Genomic DNA, 25,263 nt, shown 5'->3' with positions numbered 1-25,263 from the left:
TTGTTGGCCGGGGCGTTGCGTCGGGTGGGGTTGGTGGTGACGTTCGTGGCCGAGCCGCAGGCCGCGGCGGTGCATTATGCCGGGGCGGAGCGGGTCGAGGCGGGTGCGCGGATCGCGGTGTACGACCTGGGTGGGGGGACCTTCGATGCGGCGGTGGTGCGCAAGGGGGATCCGGGTGCGGGTGGGGCCGGGTTCGGGTTGCTGGGGCGGCCGGAGGGGATCGAGCGGCTGGGTGGGGTGGATTTCGACCAGGCGGTGTTCGATCATGTGTTGGCCGGGTGTCCGGAGGCGTTCGAGGGGTTGGACGAGGCGGATCCGGCGGTGCTGGGGGCGGTGGCGCGGGTGCGGCGGGAGTGCACCGAGGCCAAGGAGGCGCTCAGTGCCGATACCGAGGTGACGGTGCCGGTGGTGGTGCCCGGGGTGCAGGCCTCGGTGCGGTTGCATCGCAGCGAGTTCGAGCAGATGATCCGGCCGCGGGTGGAGGAGACGGTGGCCGCGTTGCGTCGGGCGGTGGACTCGGCCGGGTTGACCCCCGAGCAGCTGACCGCGGTGTTGCTGGTCGGCGGGTCCTCGCGGATCCCGCTGGTGGCCCAGCTGGTGTCCGAGCAGCTGGGCCGGCCGGTCGCGGTGGACGCCGACCCCAAGAACGCCATCGCCAAGGGCGCCGCTCTCGCCGTCTCGCCCAAGCCCACCGCGTCCTGGCCCGCGGTGAGTGTCCCCCCCGTACCGGGTCCGGCCGCCGCACCCGTCGCCCCGGAAGCCCCTAGGGGGTTCGCCGCGGCGGGGATGGGCGCCCCCCAGGGGGCGGGCGCCGCCATGCCGACCGCCTGGACGGCGCAGCCGCAGCCGGCTCGTCCGCCGGTGCAGCCGATCCCGCACCGGGATGCCGAGGAGCGGGCGCCGGTTCAGCGTCGCGGCCCGGTCGGCGTGCTCGTGGGCGCGGGCGGCGTGCTGGCGGCCGCGGCGGTCACGCTGGCGGTGTTGACCTGGCCGACGGCCTCGGCGACGACGTCCAAGAGCGGGGCGACCACCGGGGGTGCCGTCACCAGCGTCGTGGATGCACCCGTCGACGCCTCCGGCGTCCCCCTCGCCGTCCCGCCACCGGCGCCGGCCGGGTACGGCTCGGCCGACCCGGGCGTCACCGGTGGCGGCGGCGCAGGCACCGTCGGTGGAGTCCCGAACGCCCGGCCCGCGGCGCAGCAGGCCGGAGCCGGTGCGCCCGCGCCGGGCCAGGGCTCGTCCGCGGCCTCGGTCCAGCCGCCCGCTTCCGTTCCGCCGAACACCAATCCGCCGCCGCACAACCAGCCATCAACCCCCACGTCGGCCGGCGACACTGGGACGCCGCCGCCTCCGCCGCCGAACACCAATCCGGAGCCTCCGCCGCCGAACACCAGTCCGGAGCCTCCGCCGCCGAACACCAGTCCGGAGCCTCCGCCGCCGCCGAACACCAATCCGCAGCCGGGCGGCTCAGGCTCCACCGAGGGCGGTGTGACCACCACGGCGGCTTCGGCGCCGACGTCTCCCGCGGACGGCCCGGCCACCTGACCACCTCGCCGCAAGCGGGGGGAGGGACTGGAACCGGCGCGGCCGGGAGCCCCCGCGCCGGTTCCGGTCTCGTTCAGATATCGAATCTCATCGCCTGCTGATGTTCGCGGCCCGTCATCGATGAATGATCGTGGCCGGGTAAGCGCGGCTGGGCGGCGCGGATCGAAGGAGGGGCAGATGGTGGCGCGGATGGTGGCGGCGGTCATGGGAATGGAGATCGCGGCGCTGGTCTTCGCCTATCTTGCATTCGGTTGGCCGGTGCTGTTGATCGGTGCGCCGGTGCTGGTCGGGACCGTGCTGCTGCTGCTGGTCGTGCGAGCCAGCGAGGCACCGCGGCGCAGGCTGCAGGCGGCGCGCGCGACACGGTGGGAGACGCAGACCCCGCTGCCGGGCGGGCTGATGAGCGGATTCTTCGAGATTCCGGCGCCACGCTCGCCCGAGCCGTGGGAGGCGCGCCGCTGAGCGTGCGATCCTGGTGAGGTGCTGATCCGCCGGGCGCGGCCGGACGAGGCAGGCCTGCTCGCCGAGCTCGCCGTGCGATCGAAGGCGTACTGGCCCTATCCGCCGGAGTTCATCGCGCGTTTCGCCGAGACCCTCGGGCTCACCCCGGACGTCATCGCCACCAACGAGGCGTGGGTGGCCGAGCGCGGCGGCGCCGTACTGGCCTTCTATCTGCTGGTGCATCGCGACGAACGCACCTTCCTCGACGATCTGTGGCTCGAACCGGCCGTGATCGGCCAGGGCATCGGACGTGCGTTGTTCAGCCATGCCCGGGAGCGTGCCGCGGCCGCTGGTGCGCGGTTCCTGGAGTGGGACGCCGAGCCGTACGCCGTCGGGTTCTACCGCCGGATGGGCGGCCGGCACATCGGGTTCGTGGACTCACCGCTGGGCCGGGAGTTGCCGACGATGCGCCTCGCGCTCGGGTGATCGGTCAGCGGGCGCGAACGGGATCGGCCTTCAGGGCCGGAGGTGTCGCAGCGGTGACCTGGCCAACGGTATGGCAGCGTGGCGATGTGTGCGGGTGAAGGGGGCCCACGAATGGCGACTTTTGTGCGAGACGACGTCAGCATCCAGTACGAGGAACACGGGTCCGGGTTTCCGGTGCTGCTCATCGCCCCGGGCGGGATGCGTTCGGCGATCGAGTTCTGGGACCGCGCGCCCTGGAACCCGATCGAGCAGCTGTCCGGTGACTACCGGGTGATCGCGATGGATCAGCGCAACGCGGGGGCGTCGAGGGGGCCGATCAGCGGTTCCGACGGCTGGGACACCTACACCGCCGACCAGCTCGCCCTGCTCGACCACCTCGGCGTCGACCGCTTCCACGTGCTGGGGATGTGCATCGGCGGTGCCTACATCCTCAACCTGCTGCGCCATGTGCCCGGCCGGATCGCGTCGGCGGTGGCGTTGCAGCCGATCGGCCTGGAGGGCAATCGCGAGGCGTTCCACGAGATGTTCGCTGGGTGGGCCGCCGAGCTGCGCGACGCGCATCCGGAGGCCACGGAGGACGACTGGGCCAGCTTTCGCGAGGGCATGTACGGCGGCGACGATCTTCTCTTCAGCGTCCCCCTGTCCGAGATCGCCACCTTCGCGACGCCGATCCTGGTGCTGATGGGCGACGACCAGTTCCATCCGCGCAGCGCCTCGCGCGCGCTCGCGTCGACCGCCCCCAACGCCCAGCTCCTCGAACGCTGGAAGGACCCGGCCGACCGGCCCGGCGCTCGGTCGGCGGTCGAGGAGTTCCTGGCCAAGCACACGCCCTGATCCCGGGCCGGTTGCGGCGCGCGGCGCCTACCGCTGACGAAGCACCGGTGCGCCTGATCCGTTTCGTCCACGACACCCCGCCGCGGGGCGGCGAGGATGGGCGGATGCTGACGTGGGATGACGTGGTGGCGATCGGAACGGCACTGCCCGAGGTGGAGGTGTCGACGTCGTATCGGACGCCGGCGTTGCGGGTGCGCGGGAAGTCCTTCGCGCGGCTGCGCACCGAGGCCGAGGGCCTTCTGGTCTTGATGTGTCAGCTTGACGAGAAGGAGGCCATGTTGGCCTCGGGTGACCCGGCGTTCTCCACGACGCCGCACTACGACGGCTACGGAGCCATCCTCGTCGATCTGACGAAGATCGATGGTGGTCACCTCGCCGAGCTGGTCGAGGAGGCCTGGCGGATCAAGGCGCCGGTCCGGCTGCGCGCGGCATTCGACGCACAACGCCCCGCCACCTGAGCGGCACCGGTCGGCGACCCGTGACGCTTGTGCCGATCGGGGGTCACACCGGCGGTCGGTATCCGCGCTCCTGCAGGACCCACAGGTTGCCGTCGGGATCGGCGAAGTCGGCGAACGAGCCGTAGTCGCGGTGCTCCGGATCCGACCCCGGAACCCACCCGTCCGGGGTCATGTGCCGGATCTCGGTGACGGCCACGCCGCGCTCGATGAGTTCGGCCCGCGCGGCGTCGATGTCGGTGACGACCAGGTGCAGGCCGTGGACCGACCCGGGTTGGGCGTCGCTGATCCCCAACCCGAAGGCGATCGAGCAGGCCGAGCCCGGCGGCGTCAGCTGGACGACCCGGAAGTCGGGTCCGGCCTGGTGATCGACATCGAGGTCGAAGCCGACGTTCTCGGTGTAGAACGACTTCGCCTGATCAACATCGGTGACGGGGAGGAGGACGAGCTCCAGCAGATAGTCCATCGTCGAGCGTCCTTTCGGCTCGCCGCTCCACGTGACGGGGTGAGCCCGCATCACGGGGGCCATCGAACCCGGTCGTGCCACCGTGGTGCATCCCCCGGTAGTGCCTCCTGCCGACCGCCATTCCGGACCGCGAGTCGGGTGGACGTGCGGTCCCGATCCCGAAGTCCGCGCAGCCACGTAGCCTCGAAGCCGTGAGTGTCGCTGCTGGGGTCCTGATGGAGTTCGACGACTCCTATGCCCGTGATCTGCCCAGCCTTTCTCTGCCGTGGACGGCGGCGCCGGCGCCGGAGCCCGAACTGCTCGTGCTCAACGAGGTGCTCGCCGAGGAGTTGGGCGTCGACCCGAACGCGCTCGCCGAACCCGCCGGTATCGCGCTGCTCGTCGGCCGGGTGCCGGAGGGTGTCTCCGCGGTCGCGCAGGTCTACGCCGGTCACCAGTTCGGGACGTATGTGCCGCGGCTCGGCGACGGCCGGGCACTGCTGCTCGGCGAGGTCCTCGACCGGCGCGGACAGCGTCGAGACCTGCATCTGAAGGGCTCCGGCCGCACCCCGTTCGCCCGCGGCGGCGACGGGAAGGCGGCCGTCGGGCCGATGCTGCGCGAGTACCTGATGGGCGAGGCGATGCACGCCCTCGGCATCCCCACCACCCGCGCCCTGGCGGTCGTGGCCACCGGCGAACAGGTCGTGCGGGAGACGATGCTGCCCGGGGCGGTGCTCGCCCGCGTCGCCGCGAGCCACCTGCGCGTCGGCACGTTCCAGTACGCTGCCGCGACCGGCAACCCGGAGCTGCTGCGCGCGCTCGCTGACTACGCCATCGCGCGCCACCACCCGGCCGCGGCCGAGGCGCAGAACCGGTACCTGGAGTTCTACCGGCGGGTCATCGACGTGCAGGCCGCGCTCGTCGCACGCTGGATGCTCGTCGGGTTCGTGCACGGCGTCATGAACACCGACAACACGACGATCTCCGGCGAGACGATCGACTACGGCCCCTGCGCGTTCATGGACTCCTACGATCCCGCGACGGTCTTCAGCTCGATCGACCACGGCGGCCGCTACGCGTACGGCAACCAGCCGCCGATCACCCAGTGGAACCTGGCGCGCCTGGGTGAGACGCTGCTTCCGTTGATCGACGAGAACACCGACGCCGCGATCGAGGCCGCCACCGAGGCCGTCAACGGGTTCATCCAGCGCTACGAGGGTCACTGGATGACCGGGATGGCCGCCAAGCTCGGGCTCGCCGACCCGGACCCCCAGCTGATCACCGATCTCCTGGCGCTGCTGCACGCGCAGCGGGTCGACTTCACGCAGTTCTTCCGCGCGCTGGCGCGGGGCACCGCGCGGGACCTGTTCGTGGACCGGGAGGCCTTCGACGCGTGGGCACGGCGCCGGGAGGCCCTGCTGCCGGCGGACCGCGAGGCGGTGGCGGCGGGCATGGACCGGGTCAACCCGGTCTACGTTCCGCGTAACCACCGGGTGGAGGAGGCGCTCACCGCCGCGACCGGCGGCGATCTGACGCCGTTGCGGCGCCTCCTCGACGTCCTCGCCCACCCGTACGACGAGCGTCCGGGCCTGGAGAGCTACGCCGAACCGGGGTCCGGTCCGTACGTGACCTACTGCGGGACCTGACCCGCCCCAGCCGTCCCGCGCCGACGGACGTGTCATGTGTCGAGTCAGGCGCAGGACGCGCCAGCCGTTCTACCGCGCACACTCAAGCGATTCACCTGATGCGACTTTGCGCAACGGTATGCGGAAAAGCTATTCTCATGGGTGCGATCAGAAAATGAACTCGGCATTCCGCAACTTCAGGATAGCACGGGTGGGGAGAGCGCGGACAAGCCCCCTTTCGAGCAGGAATTGGCGGCGGAGACCGGCCGGATCCGTCGGCTGCATGCGCTGCTCGCCACCGAGCTCGCGGCCGCCACGGCCCAGGCGCGGGGCATGCTGGCCGCGCAAACGGGCGGGGAGCTCAGCGCCCGCTGGGAGCGGGACGTCTCCGTGCATCGCTGGTCGGAGCGGGTGGGCGCATTGACCGCCGCCCGCGCGGGGTTGTGCTTCGGCCGGCTCGACCACACCGACGGGTCGACGGCCTACATCGGCCGCATCGGGCTCACCGACCCCGGGACTGGAGAAAGTGCGCTCCTCGACTGGCGCGCGCCCGCCGCCCAACCGTTCTACTGCGCAACATTGGCCACGCCGCTCGGCGTGACCCGGCGTCGGCATTTCGAAATTGCCGGAACGGCGCCCGACGAACGGGTCGCCACGTTCCACGACGATGTGCTGGACCGGGCGGCCCTCGGGCACGCCGATTCCGAATCCGCGTCCGATCCGGCGCTGCTCGCCGCGCTGAAGGCGCCGCGCGGGTCGACGATGCGCGACATCGTGACGACCATCCAGGCCGAACAGGACGCGATCATCCGGCTGCCGCTGTCCGGCACCGTCGTGATCGAGGGCGGCCCGGGGACCGGGAAAACCGCGGTCGCGCTGCACCGCGTCGCCTACCTGCTCTACACCCATCGCGAGCGGCTGGCCCGCAGCGGCGTGCTGGTCGTCGGCCCCAGCGCCGGGTTCATCCGGTACGTCGCAGGGGTGCTTCCCGCGCTGGGCGAGTCGGCGGTGGTGTTCACCACCCCCGGCCGGCTGGCGCACGGCGTCGTCGCGACCGCCCTCGACTCGGACGAGGCGGCCCGCACGAAGGGCGGGCTGGCGATGCTGGACATCCTGCGCCGCGCCGTCGCCGACCGGCAGGAACTCCCCGGGTCGCCGATCCCGATCGAGCTCGACGAGGTCACGGTCGAGATCGACCGGGCGATGGCGGCAGCGGCCCGCAGGCGCGCCCGGGCCACCGGCCTGCCCCACAACGCGGCCCGAACGACGTTCCGCGACACGCTCGGCAGCCTGCTCGTCGACCAGGGCCTCGAACGGCTCGACCAGGAGCTGGAGGACCCGCCCGAGCTCGCCGACCTTCTCCGCGAACTCGGCGACCTCCCGGAGGTCGAGCCTGCGGGCGCGGCGGAGGTGACCGCGGAGCTGCGCGCCGAGCTGCGCGACGACCTGCGCTCGAACCTCGATTTCCACGCCGCCGTCGAGGAACTCTGGCCGGTGCTGACCCCGCAGCGGCTGCTCGCCGAGCTCTACGCGTCGCCGGACCGGCTGGTCTCGGCGGGCGGCCGGATCGACCTCTCCGGGCTGTACCGCGCCGAGGGATCGGAGTGGACGGTGGCGGACGCGCCCCTGCTCGACGAGCTCGCCGAGTTGCTCGGCCCCCTGCCCGAGGGGCCGGTGGAACCGGTCGAGCCGGACAGCGGCTACGCCGGGGAGGTGCTGAGCATCCTGGAGTCGGCCGACCGCAGCGTCGCCGGGGAGGATCCCGACGAGTTGCGCCCGACCGATTTCGTCACCGCGGACGTACTCGCCGCTCGGCAGGTGTCCGGGCGCCCCGTCAGCGTGGCCGAGCGGGCGGCCGCCGACCGGGACTGGCGGTACGGGCATCTCGTCGTCGACGAGGCGCAGGAGCTCTCCGCAATGGACTGGCACGTCCTGCTGCGGCGCTGCCCGTCCCGTTCGATCACCGCGGTGGGCGACCTCGCGCAGCGCAGCGCCCCCGCCGGAGCGCAGGCGTGGGCGGAGGTGCTCGCCCCGCACCTCGGTTCCCGGTGGACCTACCGGACCCTCACGGTCAACTACCGGACGCCCGCCGAGATCATGACGCCGGCCGCTGCCGTGCTGGCCGAGTTCGCACCCGACAGCCGGCCACCCGAATCGGTGCGGGCGACGGGCGAGGAGCCGTGGCAGCGCACCGTGCCCGCGACCGCCCTCGCCGCCGAGGTGCGCACGATCGTCGAGGCGGAGGTGGCGCAGCTGGGCCGCGGGACGCTGGCGGTCATCGCCGCCGACGTGGGCGCCCTCGCCGGTCTGCCCGCGCACCTGCACACCCCGGTGTCGGCGAAAGGTCTCGAGTTCGACTCCGTCGTGATCGTCGATCCGGAGCGGATCAGGGAACGCAACCCCGCCGACCTCTACGTCTCGATGACCCGCGCCACCCAGCGGCTCGGGCTGCTGCACGTCGAGCACTGAGCGGCACGACCACGCAGACCGTCTGGGGTCCTCGCAGGTGCGCATCCGTTGTGAGGACCCCACGAGGCCGGTGAACGCCGGCGCCGACGGTGGCGCAGGCGCGTGGGAACCGGCGGAACGGGGGCTCTCCGTTTCATCCGCCAGGAGCGGAGAAAGCACCGAGCTGGATCATGAGGCCGAGCAGGTCTCCCGTCGTCCAGCGCTCCACCACTCGACCGTTACCGAAGCGCATGACCGTCTGGCCGTTGAGGACGACCGCCCGCCCCGTCGGGGGGACACCCATGAACTCGCCGTGGTGCTCGCCGCTGAGATGGAATCGCACCGCCAACTGGTCGCCCTCGGCGATCGTTCCGTCAATCGTGAGCTGTGAGCCTGGAAAGGCGGCCCACATACCTTCGTAGAAGGCGCGGTTGGCTGCCTGGTCGAACGGCTCCGGTCCGAGACCGTGGTGCCGGACCGACGGGTCGTACAGCTTCAGGTACGTCTCCCCGTCACCCTTGTTCCAGCCTGCGACGGCGGCGTCGAGTGTCGCTCGGTTCTCCTCTGCCGACATGGGTCGTCTCGCCTCCTTCGGTCGATAACCGCTGAGATGAGAGCTGCCGAGCGTACTCCGCGACGCTTCGATCATGCGTTCACGCTGCCGTTCGTCACTCAGCAACCTGTCTCGAAGCTCGGTTCATCGGTCGACGAGGACGGTCCTGCCGCCGCCCTCGCCCCGGCCGGGTAGTTGCACGCCAATTGCACGCGGGTTGTCCGAGGCCACTCACGACGAAGGCCCAGCTCCGGTGTGGACACCGTCTGAGCTGGGCCTTTGGTGTTGGAGCGGATGACGGGATTCGAACCCGCGTTCTCAGCTTGGGAACCAGGGGATGCCACGTCATCAGGGCCGTGTCTTGCTGGCCAGCGCGGCCGGGGTTGACCGTGAATGGCCGCAGTGGACCACCCGTCCGGGCACGCTCGGGGCACGAAAGACCCCTGGCCGAAGCGCGAATCTGCCCCTCGACAGGGCGCCCACCGGGTCGAGCTGGACGGGCGCCACAGGAACCCGCGCCGAACCTTCGTGCGGGGCAGGCTCGCGCTCGGACCCGTTCTTCCCCCTGTCCCCCTCGTCCTGGCCGCGTTGCTCGTCGGAGCGGTGGGGGCAAGGGTGGCGCTTGCGCCATCGCGGAGCGACGCCGAAGGCGCCCTTGCGGCCACCGTGGAGACGTGGATCATTTCCGGCCGAGGGGGCAGGGCATCAGCACGCTGCCGCTCGTCTTTGCCCGTTCGCTTTTCGAGCTCTCTCGCGCCACTCGGCGGCTGAGGGGCCGGGTAGCCGGACGCGCCGGCCCGACCGGGCCGGAGGTAGAGGGAGTGGTCGGCGGGGCCGGAGTGGCCGGCCCCGCGCGCCGCCGGAGGCGGCGCCTTGATCCCATAGAGGCAGATTCGGCAGCGGTGTGAGCTGTCCCTCGACCGTGACTCTGCCAGCATGCGCCTGCTCTTACGGGTCCGTCCGCAACACGCTCCCGGCTGAGGGGGCGAGTCGCTGACGCCCCGACTGGGTGATCCGCTACGCTGTGTGCTCGCTCGAACGTACCGAGTCAGTGTTGCCACCCCCGGTCGGCCACACTGCCGCGTTTGCTCTCGAAAGGTGAAGGCGATGCGGACAGTCGGGATCAACGTCGCCGCCGACACGGCCTACTTGTCCGTTGTCGACGACGGGGAGTTGCTGGAAGCGGAGCCGTACTTGCTGCGCCTCCCACGGGGACTCGATGGAGCTCGCGCATTGCTCGGGCTCCGCGACGACGTCGCGAAGGTTCTGACGACGCACGGCGTCAATAGGCTGCGAGTGCTCGACGCGGAGGCGAATAGCAATGGATCATACGCAAGCTTGAAGGATCGTCTGTCGATTGAGACGACGTTCATGCTCGCAGCGGCTGAACACGACATCGACGCGGGGCGGTTGACCCGCGCTCAGGTCAGGAGCATCCTCTCCCTTCCCCGGGAAGGAGCACTCAAGACGCACGCGGCGGCCGTCTGCTCTCCGAGTGGGCCGTACTGGTCCGGCAAGCGAGACATTGCGGCGATGGCAGCGATAGCCGCAGGACGCGAGTAGTTCGTGGTCCTGCGTGGCGAAGTCCTTAAGAAGCCAACCTATACTGCAATTCAGACAATAGCCGATGAAGGTAATACTGCAATTTGCTATAAGTGCTACCATGAAGTTTTCCAGACGAAGTGTGTTCAGAAGACCGTTAGCATGCTTGGCGCCACTGATTCATTTGCGAGCGATGAGCCCCGCCTGCTCCGATCACTGTCGCATCCGTACCTGGTCGACGTGTGGGAGGCGCAGTGGGATCCCGAATGGGGTGATCAGGCAGTAACGTTTACAATGCCGTTCTATGAGGGCGGCAGCTTGCACGCAGCCCTCATGGCCGGCCATGTATTCAGCCTGGGCGAAGCCATCTCGCTTGCTTGCAACATCCTCGACGCGCTGCACTACTTGCACGTTCAGCGAAGCCTCGTGCATCGCGATATCAAGCCAGGTAACATTTTCCTCACGGACGATCTTGATACGGCGCTTCTGGGCGACTTCGGTTCGGCCGCCTCCATTAAAGACGGTCAGGCCAGTTGCCAAGGAGGAACACCTCTCTACAAGCCGCCTGAGTGGCACTCGGGGTCGTACACGGCACAGTCAGACCTCTACAGCTTCGGTCTAGTCCTCCGCGAGATGCTTGGCGGGCGCTTTCGCTACGAGGACGTCGACATGGACGACGTCGACCGACGACTCCTGGGTGGGAACCGCACTCTGCGAGATCGGGATCTTATGGTTCCACCATTCGTTCCGGATGGCATAAGGCGGGTCGTTAATCAGCTGCTACAGAAGGACAGATCCGCGCGACCGCGTACGGCTTTTGACGTTCAGCGGTCTCTGCAGAACGTCCCACATTTGAATTGGCGACGAGTCGATTCTGACTACCCGTTGACGTGGATCGGTGAACTTAAGACAAGCAAGCTACGCGTCCCCAGAGAGGTGGAAGCCACCGCGACCAAGATTACGAGAGGTCCTAACGCTGGCATGATCCGCCTATCGGCCCGCTGGCGTCAACGGAACGTCGATCGCTGGCGGAATTTCGGAAGGCTGGACGCTGTCCTATCAGAAGACGATCAGGCGGGTTGGCGCTCCTTCTTCAAGTCTGTCTCTACTGAAATGTTCCAATCGGCCGCTCGCCGATAAATCGCCTCGATCGCCGTCTTTGGAAGCGTCTCGCAACCCGCCGCATAGGATTCTGCGGCATCTTGGTCAACTTTAAAGTGAGCGCTACCGACCGTGGCGTCTGCCAGTAGGACCCGATCAGCGTTAAGCTTCCAAAGCGCTCTTGTGACGCCCCTGAACCGCCAACGGACCTCGGGATCGGGCACCGGGTCCTGAAGCGGGAGGAGGTCGCAGACAGCTGGATCGCTTGCGACATCGGACCAGAGTGCCATCAAAGATTCGTGCAGCCTTCGGTGGTCGCGAGCGTCGAAGTATGATGGGCCGCCGCAGGTCAGCATGGCTGCCAGCAGCTCAGGCATGACTAGACGGGTCACCCGTACAGGGTAGCGGAGACGCCCAAGAATTGGAACGTCTGTTCGATGGTCCTTCCGGGCGGTGTTCGGGCTTCAGCTACGCCTAGATCGACGCGAGGGCTGCGATGGTTTTGTCGTCGTGCCGCTTCGCGCGGGGCAGATGCCGACCATCCGGGTCAGACGTGTCCTCCCACTCGTGGATGCGCGCGAGTAGAGCGGCGAGCTGGGCGCCGTCGTGCTGGGCGATGTGGTGCCAGCGGTGACCGGCGTGCTCGATGAGGTCGGCCGCTCCATCGGTGGCGAGGACGGCCCATTCGATCATGTCCCGGTCGACGGTCGTGGTGAGCGCGTGGTGGGCTGCGGCCGGGTCGGTCTCGGCGATCCAGTAGCCGCCCTCGGCGTTGCGGGCCTGCTGTTGGGCTCGCTGGAGCTGGACGAGCGCGGCATGGTGAGCGTCGTCGTAGCCATGGCCGGCGCGGAGCTGCGCAAGGTAGTGCTCCCGTTCGGGCGTGGCGACGGTCGAAAGCCTGTCGTCCGCGAGCGAGTGCTGCCGATGGCCGATGCCGTAGTGGATCGGGCTGTCGCCGAGCACGTAAAGATCGGCGGCGCCGGGTCGGGCTCGCAGGATGGCGACGGTGCTGGATGGGGACGCCCCGGGGCGTAGGTCGAGTTTCTCCGTGGTGCGGCGGATGGCCTCGGCTACGGCGTCGGCGATCGGCCTCCCCGCCGCCTGGTGGAGCTCGGCGGCGATGTCACGGCCGAGTGTTTCGGCGTAGGTGCCGGGCTCGACGTCGACCGGCAGGAACGCACTGGCACCGTCGAGGACGATCACCGCGTCCGGAGTGACGATCACCCGGTCGGCGCTGGTCTCGGCGCCAGGTAGCTGGGCGGTGTGCACCTGCATCGTGGTCACCAGACGTGTGGGCCGGTGAGGATCTCGCTACTGGTGATCGTCAGGCCGTCCAGCTGGCAGCGGACGGCGAGGCTGAACGACTCGTCTCCCGTCGTCCGGTACAGGTCGGCGAGGTGGTGCGCGAGGTAGTGCACGACGCCCCGGGACCCTGGGCTGTGTATGCCGGCGACATGGACGATCACGCGATCACCGTCGCGGCGCCGGGACAGGTAGCCGATGTCTGCATGCTCGGGGGGTTGGTCGCCCATCGGTGATCCAAACCGCTCACCCGTCGCCTTGTCGACGATCCACCAGCGCCCGCCGTCGCGGACCATGCCGAGCTTGGGGTCTGCGTCCATCAGCTCGGCGCCGATCGGCGCGGACTTCGGCCCGCAGATGACCACGGTGTCGCCGTCGGGCGGGGTGGACATGGTCGGGGGGATGGTGAACGGCTCGGCGTTGAGCGCGAGCGTGCCAAGCAGGGTCTCTACGTCCTCTTGGGTAGCGAGGTCGGCGGCGTCCACGTAGCTGCGCATGCGGTCGTCGGTGCCCTCTCGCAGCGGCACGCCCACGTGGACGGGTCCGACACCGAAGAACGCGCGCTCCCGGCTCGGGGCTCCGCTGCGGATCTGCGTGACGCGACCCTTGGTTATCCCGAGGGCGGTAGCGATCTCGGTGTAGGTGAGGCCCTGGTTCCTGTGGGCCTCCTCGATCGCCTCGCGACGCAGCCGGGCTAGCTCGGCCGCGCGCTGCTGGTAGACGGCCATGAGGGCGGTAGCTCGGCGACCGCGCCGGACCGGGTCCGGGTCGGTTCGGACCGCGTTGAAGTCATCGGGCTCGTTCACCTGTGTCTATGCCACCCATCTGGCCTGGCCTGCCATATCCCGTGGCACGTTGCCAACCCAGGCCAGTTTAGGGGGCCTTGACAGCGACCGCGACCGGGCCTACTCTTGGTTTATCCCCCCTATACGACCTGCTTCCGCCGGGAGCGCCGGTTTAGGGGTCTATACGAGAGGTGAGCAGATGGCGATCAACGGCCGGTTCAAGGTCTCGATGGGCGACGTGTTCCCGCACGGCGCCTACGTGGTGTCCGAGGTGGAGCCGGTGCGCGACTTCGAGAAGTCGACCCGGGAGCGGGCGGTGCAGGCGACCGACAAGGAGTCCGGGCTGCTGGTGTGGTCGGTGTCGGTGCTGGACGCGGACCCTGACGCGCGCAAGGACGCCAAGACGGTGACGGTGAAGATCGCGGCGTCGCACCAGCCGATCCCGCCGGAGGCGATGGCGGGGCTGCCGTTCCGCCCGGTGGAGTTCGACGGGCTCACGGTGACCCCGTACGTGAACGACAACGGCGGCCGGGCGCGGATCGCCTACAGCCTGCGCGCCACCGGGATGCGCGCACCGCAGCTCGGCTCTGGCAAGTCGGCGCCCCGCGCGAACCCGGGGGAGGCCGCCTGAGCAGTGCCTATGCGGAGGGGAGCCACGGCGGCAACCGGGCTCCCCTCCTGATCTCCCAAGAACCCAACCCCCTGGCAGGGACACGAGCACTGGAAGGACACCGAGGGTAGATGCGAACCCACACCCACGACACCGAGCCCACCCGTACCGACTACGCCCGGCGGGTCACTGAGGCGCTCGCAGAGCTGGACCGGCAGCACAGCCAGGCCGCCGCGATGCCCCACAACAGCGACGCCGAGCATGCCGCGCGCGCTGCTCGTTTGGCCCTGATCTGCGCGCGCACCGCGGCCTGGTGGGGTGTTCTTGCGCGCGAGACCTACCGCGACTCGAACGCTTACGAGCTGCACGGGCGCGCTGCGGTGATCGCCCAGCACACCGAGAAGGACCGTGCCCGGTTCTGGCGCGACGCCGCCGCGGACTGGCAGGCCCGCGCCGAGCACCGACCGACTTCGGACGCGGCCGGTGCGCTGTCGAACTGGCATGAGCTGGGGGTGACGGCATGAGCACCCGCAAGCCGCTGTGGCACCTGGAGGCCGCCTGCGCCGGCACGGACCCGGAGGTGTTCTACCCGCTCGACCTCGGCCCGGACAGCGCTGGCGTCGCGGCCGCCAAGCGGGTCTGCGCGGTCTGCCCGGTGCGCGCGGAGTGCCTGGCCGACGTGATGGCCGCCGAGGACCCCGCCCGTCGGTGGGGCATCAGCGGCGGCACCACCCCCGTCGAGCGGGCCGCCCTGTTGGGCGCCCGGCGCACCGCGCTGCCGGTGGTTGTAGGGGAGGCGGCGTGATGACCACCGCACAGACGGTGCTCGTGCTCGCGGGCCTGGGTGTCGGGCTGTGGGCGATGCACAAGGTCGGGCAGGCGCTGACCAAGGTTCTGGAGGCGCTTGCTGCTGTCGCGGCGGTGTTCGTGACGGTGTGGCTGCTGGTCAAGGGCGTCTGGTGGGTCGGCCGTCAGGTGGTGCGGCGCTGGCGCACGAGCCTCACCGCCGCTGCCGTCCTGGCCTGGCTGCACTGGTGGGGCTCGCTGTCCCTGGTGATCACCCTGACCGTGGTCACCGCCGGCCTGCTGGCGTGGCGCCTGCTGCACCGCGAGTCGTTCGAGCCGTGGGCCGGCCGCTACCTGCGGGCGTGGTGGCAGCGGTGGATGGTCTATGCCCGGCGGATGCCGGGCTGGCTGCGTGCCTGCGGGCTCGCCGTGGCCGACCAGGGCCAGCCGGTCACCGTGCAGATCACCCCGTTCCGCCGCACCGGTGTGCAACCCCGGGTCAAGCCCCGCCGCGACCAGCTTCCCCGCGTCGTGGGGGTGCGCTCCGGCCCATCGTGGGACGAGGTGCGGGTCCGTCTGGTTCCTGGGCAGACCCCGGAGGACTTCGACGAGGCCGCCCGCGCCCTCGCGGTCGCCCGTGGGGTGGCCCGGTGCCAGGTGCGTGAGCTGGCCCCGGACGTGGTGTCGATCGACTTCCAGCGCCGCGACCTGCTCGCCGACCCCGTGCCGTGCCCGGACCTGGTCGGGCTGGGGACGCTGACCGGGGAGGACATCGACCTGCGCAAGGTGTGGTCCGGGCGCACCGAGTACGGCACCGACTGGCACCAGTCCCTGCGCGGCGGACACACCCTCCACGCCGGTGCCACCGGGGCGGGGAAGAACTCCTTCACCTGGCAGCCGATCGTGTCCATCGCCCCGGCGATCCGGGACGGGCTAGTGCGGGTGTCCGGGATCGACCCGAAGGGGATGGAGCTGGCCTACGGGCGGCTGATCTTCCATCGCTACGCGGTCACTTCGAAGGACGCGCTCGGGCTGCTGGATGACTTGATCGGCGAGTTGGAGCGGCGCAAGTGCGAGTTCGCCGGCCGGCTCCGCGACATGCCGATCAGCCGCGAGTACCCGCTGGAGCTGCTGGAGTTCGACGAGATCGGCGCGCTCATGCGCTACATCGGCGACCGCAAGACCCGCGAAGCGATGATCGACCGGGTCGCGGTGCTCAACACCCAGGGCCGCGCCCTTGGGTTCACCGTGCGCGGCTACGTGCAGGAACCCACCAAGGACACCGTCCCCGTACGTGATCTGTTCCCACGCCGCATCTGCCTGCGGGTCGCGACCAAGTCGCACGTGGGCATGGTGCTCGGGGATCACGCCTACGACCGCGGCGCCTGGGCCAACCGGATCGGCGAGTCCGAGCAGGGCGTGGCGTTCCTGTTCGGTGAAGGCATCCGCGAACCCCTGCGGGTGCGCGCCGGGTGGGTGCCTGACGAGACGATCAAGGACCTGGAGGTGTTCGTCACCGGCGCCGCAGACGGCGCGGGGGCCTCCGTGGTCGCGCTGCCTACGCCCGTCGCTGCTTCGGCTGGGGGTGTCGCATGACCACGGCTCCGGAGACCACGCCGCAGGTGGTGGATCAGGACCAGCTCACCCGTGCGCAGAGGTGCTCCTCGCGCTTACCGGCGATGTCGCGAAGCAGTTGGCCGAGGATCACGGGGTCTGTGTGCGCCCGTTGGCGATGCGCAGGATCGACTTGACCACGGGTCGGGTGGACGTGGTGCCGGTGCCGTGCGGGTCGACTCGGGAGGACGTGTGTCGGCCGTGCTCGGACAAGGCGCGGCGGCTGCGGATGGCTCAGTGCCGGGAGGGATGGCACCTCGAGGACGAACCCATCCCGGCCCCGGCCGCTCCGACCGACGAGCAGAAGCAGCTCATGGCCACCCGCGCCGACCTGCACGCCGCCTACACCCGCGCCCGGGCCGACGGGGACGAGCAGACCTGCGAGGAGATCCGCGACGCCGTCGAAGAACTGGACGCAGACCTGCGCGCGCTCGGGGTCCGGGGGCGCCTCGCTCCGCTCGACCCACCCGACCGACCGGTGAAGCGCTCGACGCGGCGGCGGCAGGACGCGCCGAACCTGCCCCGCCGCCCGGTGGAGAACCGCACCGTGGGCCGGGTCTACGGCGGGAGGTATCGGCCCTCGACGTTCCTTACGCTCACCCTCGACTCGTACGGGCGGGTGGACGGCGACGGCGCAGCGGTCGACCCCGAGCGCTACGACTACCGGCGGGCGGCCCGGGACGCGATCCACTTCCCCAAGCTGGTGGACCGGTTCTGGCAGAATACGCGGCGCTGCGTGGGCTGGGACGTGCAGTACTTCGGCACCGTCGAACCGCAGAAACGCGGGGCACCGCACTTCCACGCCGCGATCCGGGGCACCATCCCCCGCGCGGAGCTGCGGGCGATCGCGGCCGCCACCTATCACCAGGTGTGGTGGCCGGCCCACGACACGATCCTCTACAGCGGTGACCGGCTGCCGCGCTGGGACGACCGCAGCAGGGGGTTCGTCGACCCGGACACGCGCGAGCCGTTGCCCACCTTCGACGAGGCCTGCGAAGACCTGACCCGGCCGGCGCACGTGGTCCGGTTCGGGGCGCAGGTGCACGTCAAGGGCATCCTCGGCGGCACCGAGGAAGCCGGCCGCCACATCGGCTACCTGACCAAGTACCTCACCAAGTCGGTAGGTCAGGCCGCCGGACTCGACGAGGAAGCCAGCGAGCGGCAGCGCGAGCACGCCCGCCGCCTCGTCGCCGAACTCCGGATTACCCCGTGCTCGCCCCGGTGTGGGGTGTGGCTGCTCTACGGCATCCAACCCAAGGGCGCCCGGCTGTCCACCACGCCCGGCCAGTGCAAGGGCAAGGCCCACAAGCCCGAACACCTCGGCATCGCCGGCCGCCGCGTCCTCGTATCGCGCAAGTGGTCGAACAAGACCCTCGACGACCACCGCGCCGAACGCGCCGCGTTCGTTCGGCAACTCCTCGACCGGGCTGGCGTCCGCCCCGGCTATGCCGTCGATGACGGGCCGTTCGAGTGGGAGCGCACGCGCCCTGGGGATGAGGACGTGCCCACCCGACCTGCGCTGCTGCTGCACGCGATCTCCGAGAGACAGCGGTGGAAGGCCGACTACGAAGCCGCCCAGCTCGTGACCGGCGTGCTACCCGACAACCGTTCGGCAACTGATGATCAAGCGGCCTGAGGAGGGGTCTCGATGACGAAGAAGTACCTGACGGCCGTCGAGGCGGCCGAGTACCTGAACACGTCGGTGCGGTTTGTTCGGCGGCTCGTCAGCGAGCGACGAATCCCCTTCCACCACATCGGCCGCCACGTGCGGATCGCGACTGCCGACCTCGATGCGTTCGTGCAGGCGGGCCGAGTAGAGGCGATCCGGGTGCACCGCGTCACGCAAGACTTCCGGGCGGTGTCCTGATGGCCCGGGAGTTCGGCAACGTCCGGAAGTTGCCTTCGGGCAAGTGGCAGGCGCGCTACCACGGCCCGGATGGCCAGCGCCGCTCTGCGCCGTACACGTTCGATACGAAGACCGCCGCAATGCGCTGGCTGCGGCTCACCGAATCGGAGGTGATGCGGGGCGAGTGGACCGACCCGGACCGGGCACGTGTCCTCCTGCGCGACTACGCCGAGCAGTGGATCAGAGAGCGGCCGGGCCTGCGTCCGCGAACCGTTGAGCTGTACCGGTGGCTCCTCGCGAAGCACATCGCCCCGTACCTCGGCGGGGTCGAGCTGGGCAGGTTGTCGACGGCTCTCGTCCGGCGGTGGCGCGCTGACCTGCTGGCGGCTGGCGCCTCGGAGTCGATCGCGGCGAAGTGCTACCGACTCTTGCGAGCTGTGCTCAACACCGCTGCGAACGAGGACCGGATCATCCGCGCGAACCCGTGCCGGGTGCGGGGCGCCGACCGGGAGAACCCCGCTGAGCGGCCCGCACTGACGGTTGCCCAGGTCTTCGCGCTCGCCGACCTAATGCCACACCCGCGATACCGGCTGCTCGTGTTGCTCACGGCCTTCTGCTCTCTGCGGTGGGGAGAGGTGTCCGCGCTGCGCCGTTGCGACGTCGCCGACGATGGGAGCTGGGTTCGGGTCACGGTGGCGCATACCGAGGTGGCCGGCCGGGGGATCGTCGTTGGCCCGCCGAAGTCCCGCGCCGGCATCCGCACCATCGTCGTGCCGGAGGCCATCCGTGCTGATCTCGTAGAGCATCTGCGGGAGCGTGTTGGGCGGGAGCCATCAGCCCTCGTGTTCACCGGTGATCAGGGGCGCGCGATCCGGCGGACCAACTTCAGCCAACGCGTGAAGTGGACCGGCGTAGCGAGGAAGATCGGAGTGCCTGGACTCCACTTCCACGACCTGCGGCACGCCGGCAACGTGTGGTCGGCGCAGACCAAAGTCAGCACGCGTGACCTCATGGCGCGGATGGGGCACGACGACATGCGGGCCGCGCTGATCTACCAGAGGGCCACCCAGGAGGCAGCCGAGCGGATCGCCCGTGGTCTGTCCGACCTCGCCGACCGCCACCGGGCACAGGGCTCGGACGAATCGACGGGCTGAGGGCACGCAGAGGGCACGGCGGACAAGTAGATCGAGAAACGACGAAGGCCCAGGTCGGGGTTGGACACCCGGTGACCTGGGCCTTTGGTGTTGGAGCGGATGACGGGAATCGAACCCGCGTTCTCAGCTTGGGAAGCTGATGTTCTACCATTGAACTACATCCGCCTGGTACGACACGCACTCTAGCATCCCGCTCACATGCACCAACGGAGTCGGTCGGCCGGACCCATCAGGGTGGTTCTGCCTGGTCCGAATGCTCATCGTCGCGGTTGGTCGGCCCCAGGTAGCGCGGCCTGCCCCGGTGGCCGCCGCCATCGCCTGGAGGTTCGAGATGTGTGCATCCCCGCAGCGTCCGTCGCCCAAGGCGACCGACGCATGACCCCGGCTCCCGATTAGGGTGACGCTCGACCCATACCGTCACGGCGGGAAGGAGTGCGTCGCCGGTGCTGCTGTCCGACGGTGACCTGCGCAAGGAGCTCGACGCCGGACGTCTCGTGCTCGACCCGTGGGACCCCGCGATGCTCCAGCCGTCCAGCGTCGACGTCCGGCTGGACCGGTTCTTCCGCGTCTTCCAGAACTCCCGCTACACCCACATCGACCCGAGCCAGCAGCAGGACGAGCTGACGACGCCGGTCGAGCCCGCGGGTGACGAGCCGTTCGTGCTGCACCCTGGCGAGTTCGTGCTCGGCTCGACGTTCGAATGCGTCACCCTCCCCGACGACCTGGCCGGGCGACTGGAGGGCAAATCGAGTCTGGGGCGGCTCGGGCTGCTCACGCATTCGACGGCGGGCTTCATCGACCCCGGTTTCACCGGCCACATCACGCTCGAACTGTCCAACGTGGCCAACCTGCCGATCACGCTGTGGCCCGGTATGAAGATCGGCCAGCTGTGCCTGTTCCGGCTGTCGAGCCCCGCCGAACGGCCCTACGGCAGTTCGGGCGTCGGCTCCCGCTACCAGGGGCAACGGGGGCCGACGCCCTCGCGGGCGCACCTGAACTTCCACCGGGTCGACACCCGGCGCTGAGCCCCGTCTCAGCCGGTGCGCGGGTCCCAGCGGAACCGGCGGTGAGCGAACCACCCGAACAGCACGGTCCAGGCCAGCAGGGTGAGCGCCGCCAGGAGCATCGCCGGCAGCCCGCCCGTCGCGGCGTCGGCGTCGAAGGCGAGCCGCACGAGCTGCCCGATCCCGGCGCCGGGCAGCGCGACCAGCGCCCGCCACCAGCCCTCGACCGGCAGCATCAGCAGCGCGACAGCCGCGCCGAGCACCACGAAGACCAGCGGCAGCGTGGTGATCTGGGCGCGTTCCGGCGACGGGGTGACCACGGTCGTCGCCAGGGCGGCGGCGACCATCAGCGCCAGACCCGCGAGCACGGCCAGGACCAGCGGGACGGGTGCGCCGGGCGCAGGTGCCCCGAACATCGCGTTGATCACGGCGAAGATCACCAGTTGCCCGATCCCGAGCAGCACGCTCGGCGCGACAGTCGCGACCAGCAGCCCGGCGTCGGAGATCCCGCTCGTGCGCATCCGCTTGAGCACCAGGTTGTGCCTGCGGGCGACCACGATCTGCGTGGCGGTCACATAGATGCCCATGCCGAGGGTGACGGCCAGCTGCAGTGCGATCACCAGGCTCCATGCCTGGGGACCGCCGTCGCCGAGGGTCAACGCCCAGAACAACCCGAGCGCGATCGGCACCAGCACCGACGACACCGCGACCGTTCGGTTGCGGAACAGCAGCTTCAGCTCGGTACCGGCCAAGGACAGGATCTTGTCGATCGTTCCGCCCGCCATCAGTCGTCCCCCAGCTCACCGGTGCGCACCGCGTGGTAGATCTCCGCCAGCGAGGCGGGCGCGGCCCGCAGATCCGACAACCGCAGCCCGTGCTCGTCGGCCCACCCGAGGAATACGGTCAGGTCGCGCTGCAGCTCGGCGGTGCGGACCCGCACTCGCAGTCCGTCGTCGTTCTCGGTGCAGGTGAGGGTCCCGCTCATCGGCGGCAGCGTCGCCACCCGGCCGGGCAGGGTCGCCGAGAAGCTGGCCGGTCGGCTGGCGAGAATCTCCGTCAGCGTCCCCTGCACGACGACCCTGCCCTCGTGCATGATCGCCACCCGGTCGGCGAGCGCCTCGGCCTCCTCCAGGTAGTGCGTGGTCAGCACGACGGTCCGGCCGGCCTCCTGCAGCTCGTGGATCGCGTCCCAGAGGCGGCGCCGCGACTCGGGGTCGAGCCCGGTCGTCGGTTCGTCGAGGATGACGAGCTCGGGTGACCCCCACACCGCAAGCGCCAGATCGAGCCTGCGCTTCTCGCCGCCCGACAGCTTCCCGACGGCGACGTCGCGCCGGTCGGCGAGCTCGAACCGGTCCAACAGCCGCTGGATCCGGTCGTCGCGGTCGACCATGCGCTGCCAGAGGGCGAGGGTCTCCGCGACGGTCAGCTCGTCGATGAACCCTGCGGTCTGCAGCTGCACGCCCATCCGATCCCGGAGCGCGCCGTGCTCGGTCGCCGGATCGAGGCCGAGCACGCGGACGGTCCCGCCGCTTCGGTTGCCGAAACCCTCGAGCACCTCGAGAGTGCTGGTCTTGCCCGCCCCGTTCGTCCCGAGCAGGGCGAAGATCTCCCCGCGCCGCACGTCGAGGTCGATGCCCCGCACGGCCTCGAAGTCCCCGTAGCGCACGCGCAGCCCGCGCACCTCGATCGCCTGCACCGAGACGGTGGCGGGTCCCACCGGCTGGGTGGTTGTCGAACTCATGGCTCCACCCTCGCCGCGGCGGCAGGCCTTCCGGTAGTCGCGGTGGTCACCTCCTACCGCTGACAGCCGCCACCACTCTGGGTGACAGGTGTCATCGGTTCGGGTTGCCTTGGTGCGCACCGGATACGGTCGGGGCGTGGATCTGGCGGTGCCGCTCGGGGCGGAGGAGCGCAAGGTGCGAGCGGCACGCCGGTTCGGCCGTATCGGCCTGGTCATCACCGTCGCGTGGCTGCTGGCGGTGCCCGCCTTCGTGGTGTGGACCGGCCTGCCCGCACCCGGCTTCACCTGGTCGCTCGCTGCCCTCTACGTGGTCGGGCTGGCACTGCACCTGTGGCGGATCCGCGAGCATGTCACCTCGCTGGGCCGGCCCGCCTCGGTGCCGTTCGTGGTGGTGACCTCCGCGGTGGCGCTGGCGCTCACATTGGTCGGGCTCGCCTCGACGTGGTCGGGGTGGATCTGGGGACTGGTCGGCGGCGTGCTGCTGGGGGACGTCGTGTCCGGGATGCGGGCCCGCTGGATCGCGCTGTGGGTCATCGTCGCGACCGGGACCGTGCTCAGCCTCGGGCTGCTCATCACCCACCAGCGCGACTACGGGATTCCGCTGCCGCTCTGGCTCGGGCCCGCGGTCGCGGCGTTCTACGTGTGCACGATGTGGCTGGTGGACGTCGAACGGCTGTGGTGGCTCAAGGCCGTCACCGATCTCGACTACTCCCGCCGCGTCGCCGCCGAGCTCGCCACGGCCCGGGAGCGGCTCCGGCTCGCCGACGACCTGCACGACATCCTCGGGCACGCCCTCGAGGTCGTCGCGTTCAAGAGCGAGCTGGCCAGCCGGCTGCTCGACGTCGATGCCGACAGAGCCAAAGCCGAGATGGAGGAGGTGCAGCGGGTCGCGCGGTCGTCACTGACGGAGGTGCGCGCGCTGGTCCGCGACGCCCGGGTCGTCGACCTGAGCACCGAGCTCGCCGGGGCGCGGGCGGTACTCGACTCGGCCGGTATCCAGCTCGTCGTCCGGGGCGACCCGGCGGTGGTCACCGGACGGGCCCGCAGCGTGCTCGGCCGGGTGCTGCGCGAGGCCATGACCAATGTGCTGCGCCACGCCGACCCACGGCGCTGCACGATCGAGATCGAGGTCGCCGACGGTACGGCGCGGTTGCGCGTCGTCAACGACGGGGTCGGGCCCGGTACCGCCGGCGTCGGCGGTACCGGGCTGGTCGCCCTGGGCCGCTACCTCGACGAACACTCCGGACGGCTGGATGCCGGGCCCGGACCGGACGGGATGTTCCACGTCGACGCGATGCTGCCCGAGGCCGTCCGATGATCGACTCGATCCGGCTCGTCCTGGCCGACGACGAGTCGCTGACCCGCGGTGCGGTGGGTGCGCTGCTGGGTCTGGAACCCGACCTGCGGGTCGTCGCGGAGGCCGCGACCGGACAGGAGGCGATCGCCGCGATCCGCGAGCATCGGCCCGACATCGCCGTCCTGGATGTCGAGATGCCCGGATGCGACGGGGCCGAGGTCGCGCAGTGGGTGGCGGTGCACGAGCCGGGGACCCGCTGCATCATCCTCACCCGGCACGCCAGGCCGGGTGTGCTGCGCCGGGCGCTCGCGGCCGGCGCCGCCGGATTCGTCACGAAGAGCGCTCCCGCCTCGGTACTGGCCGAGGTCGTCCGCCGGATCCACCGTGGCGGCCGCTATGTCGACCCCGAACTCGCCCTGACCGCCCTGACCGCCGAGGACTGCCCGCTCACCGACCGTGAGCTGGAGATACTGCGCAACGTCGACGACGCCACGACCGCGGCCGACATCGCCCACCGGCTGCACCTCTCGCCGGGAACGGTGCGCAACTACCTGTCCTCGGCCATCCAGAAGCTCGGCGCCGGCAACCGCTCCGACGCCGCCCGCCGGGCCCGCGACCGCGGCTGGCTGTAGCGGCGCGCCCGCGACCCGTGACGAAGCCAGTACTGTGCTGCGCGATGGAGCCTCCCCGGACGCCGGGACCGTCCGACGGTCCGGCCGCGCACCCAGAACCCCCCGCTGAGCGGCTCCCGTCCCGCTTCGAGCCGCCGTTGCGGCCACCACCCCCGAGCCGGTCGTCCCACCCTCGGGCCCGGCTGTGGCCGCGCAGCCTGCGCGGGGCCGTGGGGGCGGGCATCGTCGGCGCCGCCCTGCTGCTGTTCCCCTTCCAGAGCGACCTGGGGCGCTGGTGGGTCCCGGTCGGGTTGGGCGTCGGCACCCTGGCGCTGCTCACGCTGGTCCGGCTCGACCGGTTGCTGGGCCGCTGGACCTGGCACATCGCCGGACTGGTGCTGGTCGCCGGGTTGATGTACTCGACCGGGCCGTGGGCCTGGGCGATGGCGGCCAGTATCGCGGTGCTGATCGCGGGTCTGCTCCGGCTTCCCGCGTGGAAGGTCGCCGCCGTCGGCGTCGCGCTCTGCGTCGGATCGGGCTTGGGCTACGGGATCTCCACGATGCGGACGGCCGAACAGATCGCGGCTCAGCACGCCCAAACTCAGCTGCAGAACCGGGGTCAGCTGGGGGCGCCGCGGCCGGCTGGGGTGCTACCGGTGCTGCTCAACAGCATCGCGCGCGGCGAGTCCGCGGTGGTCTGCAACCTGCTCACCGAGCCCGCACGTGCCCCGTTCGCCGCCTCGGTGGGGCAGCCCGACTGCGTCTCCGCGGTGCACGCACTCGCCGCACAGATCACCGCTCCCGGCGACTACGCCGAGGCGCAGGCGCCGAGCGTGCCCAGCGACGATGGCGTCACGACGGTGGACGCCTGCCGGATGACGTGGCGCACCGCCGCGCCCGCGGGGCCGCAGCTCGGTCGGCTCCTCATCGGGCGCACCACGGGGCCGACCTATTTCGTGCTCGCCTTCGCCCCCTGCTGACCCGCCCAGCGCGTTATGGAGCCATAACGTTGTCGGGGCCGGGCCGCCCAGCGCGTTA

At 70.5% G+C, this 25,263-nt stretch carries 27 protein-coding genes and 1 tRNA gene; 20 read left to right on the top strand and 8 right to left on the bottom strand.

What is annotated here, in order from left to right; all coding sequences use genetic code 11:
- The 5 genes from ACFQE5_RS17670 to ACFQE5_RS17650 form a co-directional block, all read left to right on the top strand.
- On the top strand, positions 1–1,545 hold a 1,545-nt coding region (locus ACFQE5_RS17670), incomplete at its 5' end, for an Hsp70 family protein (protein ID WP_379586489.1).
- A 177-nt stretch (positions 1,546–1,722) separates the two neighbouring features.
- Complete coding sequence (locus ACFQE5_RS17665) at positions 1,723–2,007, top strand: hypothetical protein (RefSeq protein WP_379586487.1); 285 nt, start codon at positions 1,723–1,725, stop codon at positions 2,005–2,007.
- An 18-nt stretch (positions 2,008–2,025) separates the two neighbouring features.
- Positions 2,026–2,472, top strand: a complete 447-nt coding sequence (locus tag ACFQE5_RS17660) for a GNAT family N-acetyltransferase (RefSeq protein ID WP_379586485.1) — start codon at positions 2,026–2,028, stop codon at positions 2,470–2,472.
- Between the two features lie 111 nt (positions 2,473–2,583).
- Positions 2,584–3,306 carry an alpha/beta fold hydrolase gene (locus ACFQE5_RS17655; protein WP_379586483.1) on the top strand — a complete coding sequence of 241 codons (723 nt, stop codon included), beginning with the start codon at positions 2,584–2,586 and terminating at the stop codon, positions 3,304–3,306.
- A 104-nt stretch (positions 3,307–3,410) separates the two neighbouring features.
- Positions 3,411–3,764, top strand: a complete 354-nt coding sequence (locus tag ACFQE5_RS17650; protein ID WP_379586481.1) for an MmcQ/YjbR family DNA-binding protein — start codon at positions 3,411–3,413, stop codon at positions 3,762–3,764.
- Between the two features lie 43 nt (positions 3,765–3,807).
- Here ACFQE5_RS17650 and ACFQE5_RS17645 read toward each other — a convergent pair whose 3' ends face one another.
- A complete protein-coding gene (locus ACFQE5_RS17645) occupies positions 3,808–4,227 on the bottom strand; it encodes a VOC family protein (RefSeq protein WP_379586479.1) in 420 nt (139 codons plus the stop codon).
- A gap of 191 nt (positions 4,228–4,418) precedes the next feature.
- Between ACFQE5_RS17645 and ACFQE5_RS17640 the strand changes: the two genes are divergently transcribed.
- Entirely contained in the window at positions 4,419–5,852 is a 1,434-nt protein-coding gene (locus ACFQE5_RS17640) for a protein adenylyltransferase SelO (RefSeq protein WP_379586477.1), read from the top strand.
- A gap of 228 nt (positions 5,853–6,080) precedes the next feature.
- Positions 6,081–8,300, top strand: coding sequence for a UvrD-helicase domain-containing protein (locus ACFQE5_RS17635; protein ID WP_379586475.1), 2,220 nt, complete (start codon positions 6,081–6,083; stop codon positions 8,298–8,300).
- A gap of 133 nt (positions 8,301–8,433) precedes the next feature.
- On the opposite strand, the gene ACFQE5_RS17630 is transcribed toward ACFQE5_RS17635, so the two are convergent.
- Positions 8,434–8,928 carry an ester cyclase gene (locus ACFQE5_RS17630; protein ID WP_379586473.1) on the bottom strand — a complete coding sequence of 165 codons (495 nt, stop codon included), beginning with the start codon at positions 8,926–8,928 and terminating at the stop codon, positions 8,434–8,436.
- A 1,011-nt stretch (positions 8,929–9,939) separates the two neighbouring features.
- On the opposite strand from ACFQE5_RS17630, the gene ACFQE5_RS17625 reads away from it, so the two are divergent.
- Together ACFQE5_RS17625 and ACFQE5_RS17620 are read left to right on the top strand one after the other, a co-directional pair.
- On the top strand, positions 9,940–10,395 hold the full coding sequence (locus ACFQE5_RS17625) for a hypothetical protein (protein WP_379586471.1): 456 nt from the start codon (positions 9,940–9,942) through the stop codon (positions 10,393–10,395).
- A 3-nt stretch (positions 10,396–10,398) separates the two neighbouring features.
- A complete protein-coding gene (locus tag ACFQE5_RS17620; RefSeq protein WP_379586469.1) occupies positions 10,399–11,514 on the top strand; it encodes a serine/threonine-protein kinase in 1,116 nt (371 codons plus the stop codon).
- Here the strand turns inward: ACFQE5_RS17620 and ACFQE5_RS17615 are convergent.
- From ACFQE5_RS17615 to ACFQE5_RS17605, 3 genes are all read right to left on the bottom strand, one after another.
- Complete coding sequence (locus ACFQE5_RS17615; protein WP_379586869.1) at positions 11,445–11,852, bottom strand: hypothetical protein; 408 nt, start codon at positions 11,850–11,852, stop codon at positions 11,445–11,447. The two genes, ACFQE5_RS17620 and ACFQE5_RS17615, sit on opposite strands and share 70 nt — an antisense overlap.
- A 97-nt stretch (positions 11,853–11,949) precedes the next feature.
- The gene (locus ACFQE5_RS17610) at positions 11,950–12,750 is read right to left on the bottom strand and encodes a hypothetical protein (RefSeq protein WP_379586855.1); all 801 of its coding nucleotides are present in this window, start codon (positions 12,748–12,750) and stop codon (positions 11,950–11,952) included.
- Between the two features lie 5 nt (positions 12,751–12,755).
- Positions 12,756–13,583, bottom strand: a complete 828-nt coding sequence (locus ACFQE5_RS17605) for a hypothetical protein (protein WP_379586466.1) — start codon at positions 13,581–13,583, stop codon at positions 12,756–12,758.
- Between the two features lie 178 nt (positions 13,584–13,761).
- Between ACFQE5_RS17605 and ACFQE5_RS17600 the strand changes: the two genes are divergently transcribed.
- From ACFQE5_RS17600 to ACFQE5_RS17570, 7 genes are all read left to right on the top strand, one after another.
- Entirely contained in the window at positions 13,762–14,193 is a 432-nt protein-coding gene (locus tag ACFQE5_RS17600; RefSeq protein WP_379586463.1) for a plasmid replication, integration and excision activator, read from the top strand.
- A gap of 110 nt (positions 14,194–14,303) precedes the next feature.
- Positions 14,304–14,696, top strand: a complete 393-nt coding sequence (locus ACFQE5_RS17595; protein ID WP_379586461.1) for a hypothetical protein — start codon at positions 14,304–14,306, stop codon at positions 14,694–14,696.
- Positions 14,693–14,977 carry a WhiB family transcriptional regulator gene (locus ACFQE5_RS17590; RefSeq protein WP_379586460.1) on the top strand — a complete coding sequence of 95 codons (285 nt, stop codon included), beginning with the start codon at positions 14,693–14,695 and terminating at the stop codon, positions 14,975–14,977. Before ACFQE5_RS17595 ends, ACFQE5_RS17590 begins: the two co-directional genes overlap by 4 nt.
- Entirely contained in the window at positions 14,977–16,554 is a 1,578-nt protein-coding gene (locus ACFQE5_RS17585; RefSeq protein ID WP_379586458.1) for an FtsK/SpoIIIE domain-containing protein, read from the top strand. The genes ACFQE5_RS17590 and ACFQE5_RS17585 overlap by 1 nt, the downstream gene beginning before the upstream one ends.
- 61 nt (positions 16,555–16,615) lie before the next feature.
- On the top strand, positions 16,616–18,208 hold the full coding sequence (locus ACFQE5_RS17580; protein WP_379586456.1) for a replication initiator: 1,593 nt from the start codon (positions 16,616–16,618) through the stop codon (positions 18,206–18,208).
- Between the two features lie 12 nt (positions 18,209–18,220).
- On the top strand, positions 18,221–18,439 hold the full coding sequence (locus ACFQE5_RS17575) for a helix-turn-helix domain-containing protein (protein ID WP_379586454.1): 219 nt from the start codon (positions 18,221–18,223) through the stop codon (positions 18,437–18,439).
- Entirely contained in the window at positions 18,439–19,572 is a 1,134-nt protein-coding gene (locus ACFQE5_RS17570) for a site-specific integrase (RefSeq protein WP_379586452.1), read from the top strand. Before ACFQE5_RS17575 ends, ACFQE5_RS17570 begins: the two co-directional genes overlap by 1 nt.
- Positions 19,573–19,663: 91 nt before the next feature.
- Here the strand turns inward: ACFQE5_RS17570 and ACFQE5_RS17565 are convergent.
- A tRNA-Gly gene (locus ACFQE5_RS17565) sits at positions 19,664–19,737 on the bottom strand.
- 278 nt (positions 19,738–20,015) lie between these two features.
- Between ACFQE5_RS17565 and dcd the strand changes: the two genes are divergently transcribed.
- The gene (gene dcd, locus ACFQE5_RS17560) at positions 20,016–20,597 is read left to right on the top strand and encodes a dCTP deaminase (protein WP_379586450.1); all 582 of its coding nucleotides are present in this window, start codon (positions 20,016–20,018) and stop codon (positions 20,595–20,597) included.
- A gap of 8 nt (positions 20,598–20,605) precedes the next feature.
- On the opposite strand, the gene ACFQE5_RS17555 is transcribed toward dcd, so the two are convergent.
- Both ACFQE5_RS17555 and ACFQE5_RS17550 read right to left on the bottom strand, forming a co-directional pair.
- The gene (locus tag ACFQE5_RS17555; RefSeq protein WP_379586448.1) at positions 20,606–21,361 is read right to left on the bottom strand and encodes an ABC transporter permease; all 756 of its coding nucleotides are present in this window, start codon (positions 21,359–21,361) and stop codon (positions 20,606–20,608) included.
- Entirely contained in the window at positions 21,361–22,317 is a 957-nt protein-coding gene (locus ACFQE5_RS17550) for an ABC transporter ATP-binding protein (RefSeq protein ID WP_379586447.1), read from the bottom strand. The genes ACFQE5_RS17555 and ACFQE5_RS17550 overlap by 1 nt, the downstream gene beginning before the upstream one ends.
- A gap of 136 nt (positions 22,318–22,453) precedes the next feature.
- On the opposite strand from ACFQE5_RS17550, the gene ACFQE5_RS17545 reads away from it, so the two are divergent.
- The 3 genes from ACFQE5_RS17545 to ACFQE5_RS17535 are packed head-to-tail and all read left to right on the top strand — an operon-like array spanning position 22,454 to position 25,205.
- Positions 22,454–23,635, top strand: a complete 1,182-nt coding sequence (locus ACFQE5_RS17545) for a sensor histidine kinase (protein WP_379586445.1) — start codon at positions 22,454–22,456, stop codon at positions 23,633–23,635.
- The gene (locus tag ACFQE5_RS17540; protein ID WP_379586444.1) at positions 23,632–24,246 is read left to right on the top strand and encodes a response regulator; all 615 of its coding nucleotides are present in this window, start codon (positions 23,632–23,634) and stop codon (positions 24,244–24,246) included. Before ACFQE5_RS17545 ends, ACFQE5_RS17540 begins: the two co-directional genes overlap by 4 nt.
- Before the next feature lie 44 nt (positions 24,247–24,290).
- A complete protein-coding gene (locus ACFQE5_RS17535; RefSeq protein WP_379586442.1) occupies positions 24,291–25,205 on the top strand; it encodes a hypothetical protein in 915 nt (304 codons plus the stop codon).
- The last annotated feature ends 58 nt before the right edge of the window (positions 25,206–25,263 follow it).

The sequence above is a fragment of the Pseudonocardia hispaniensis genome (assembly GCF_042658695.1).
Taxonomy (GTDB): Bacteria; Actinomycetota; Actinomycetes; order Mycobacteriales; family Pseudonocardiaceae; genus Pseudonocardia; species Pseudonocardia hispaniensis.
This window is presented reverse-complemented; position numbering and strand designations above follow the sequence as displayed.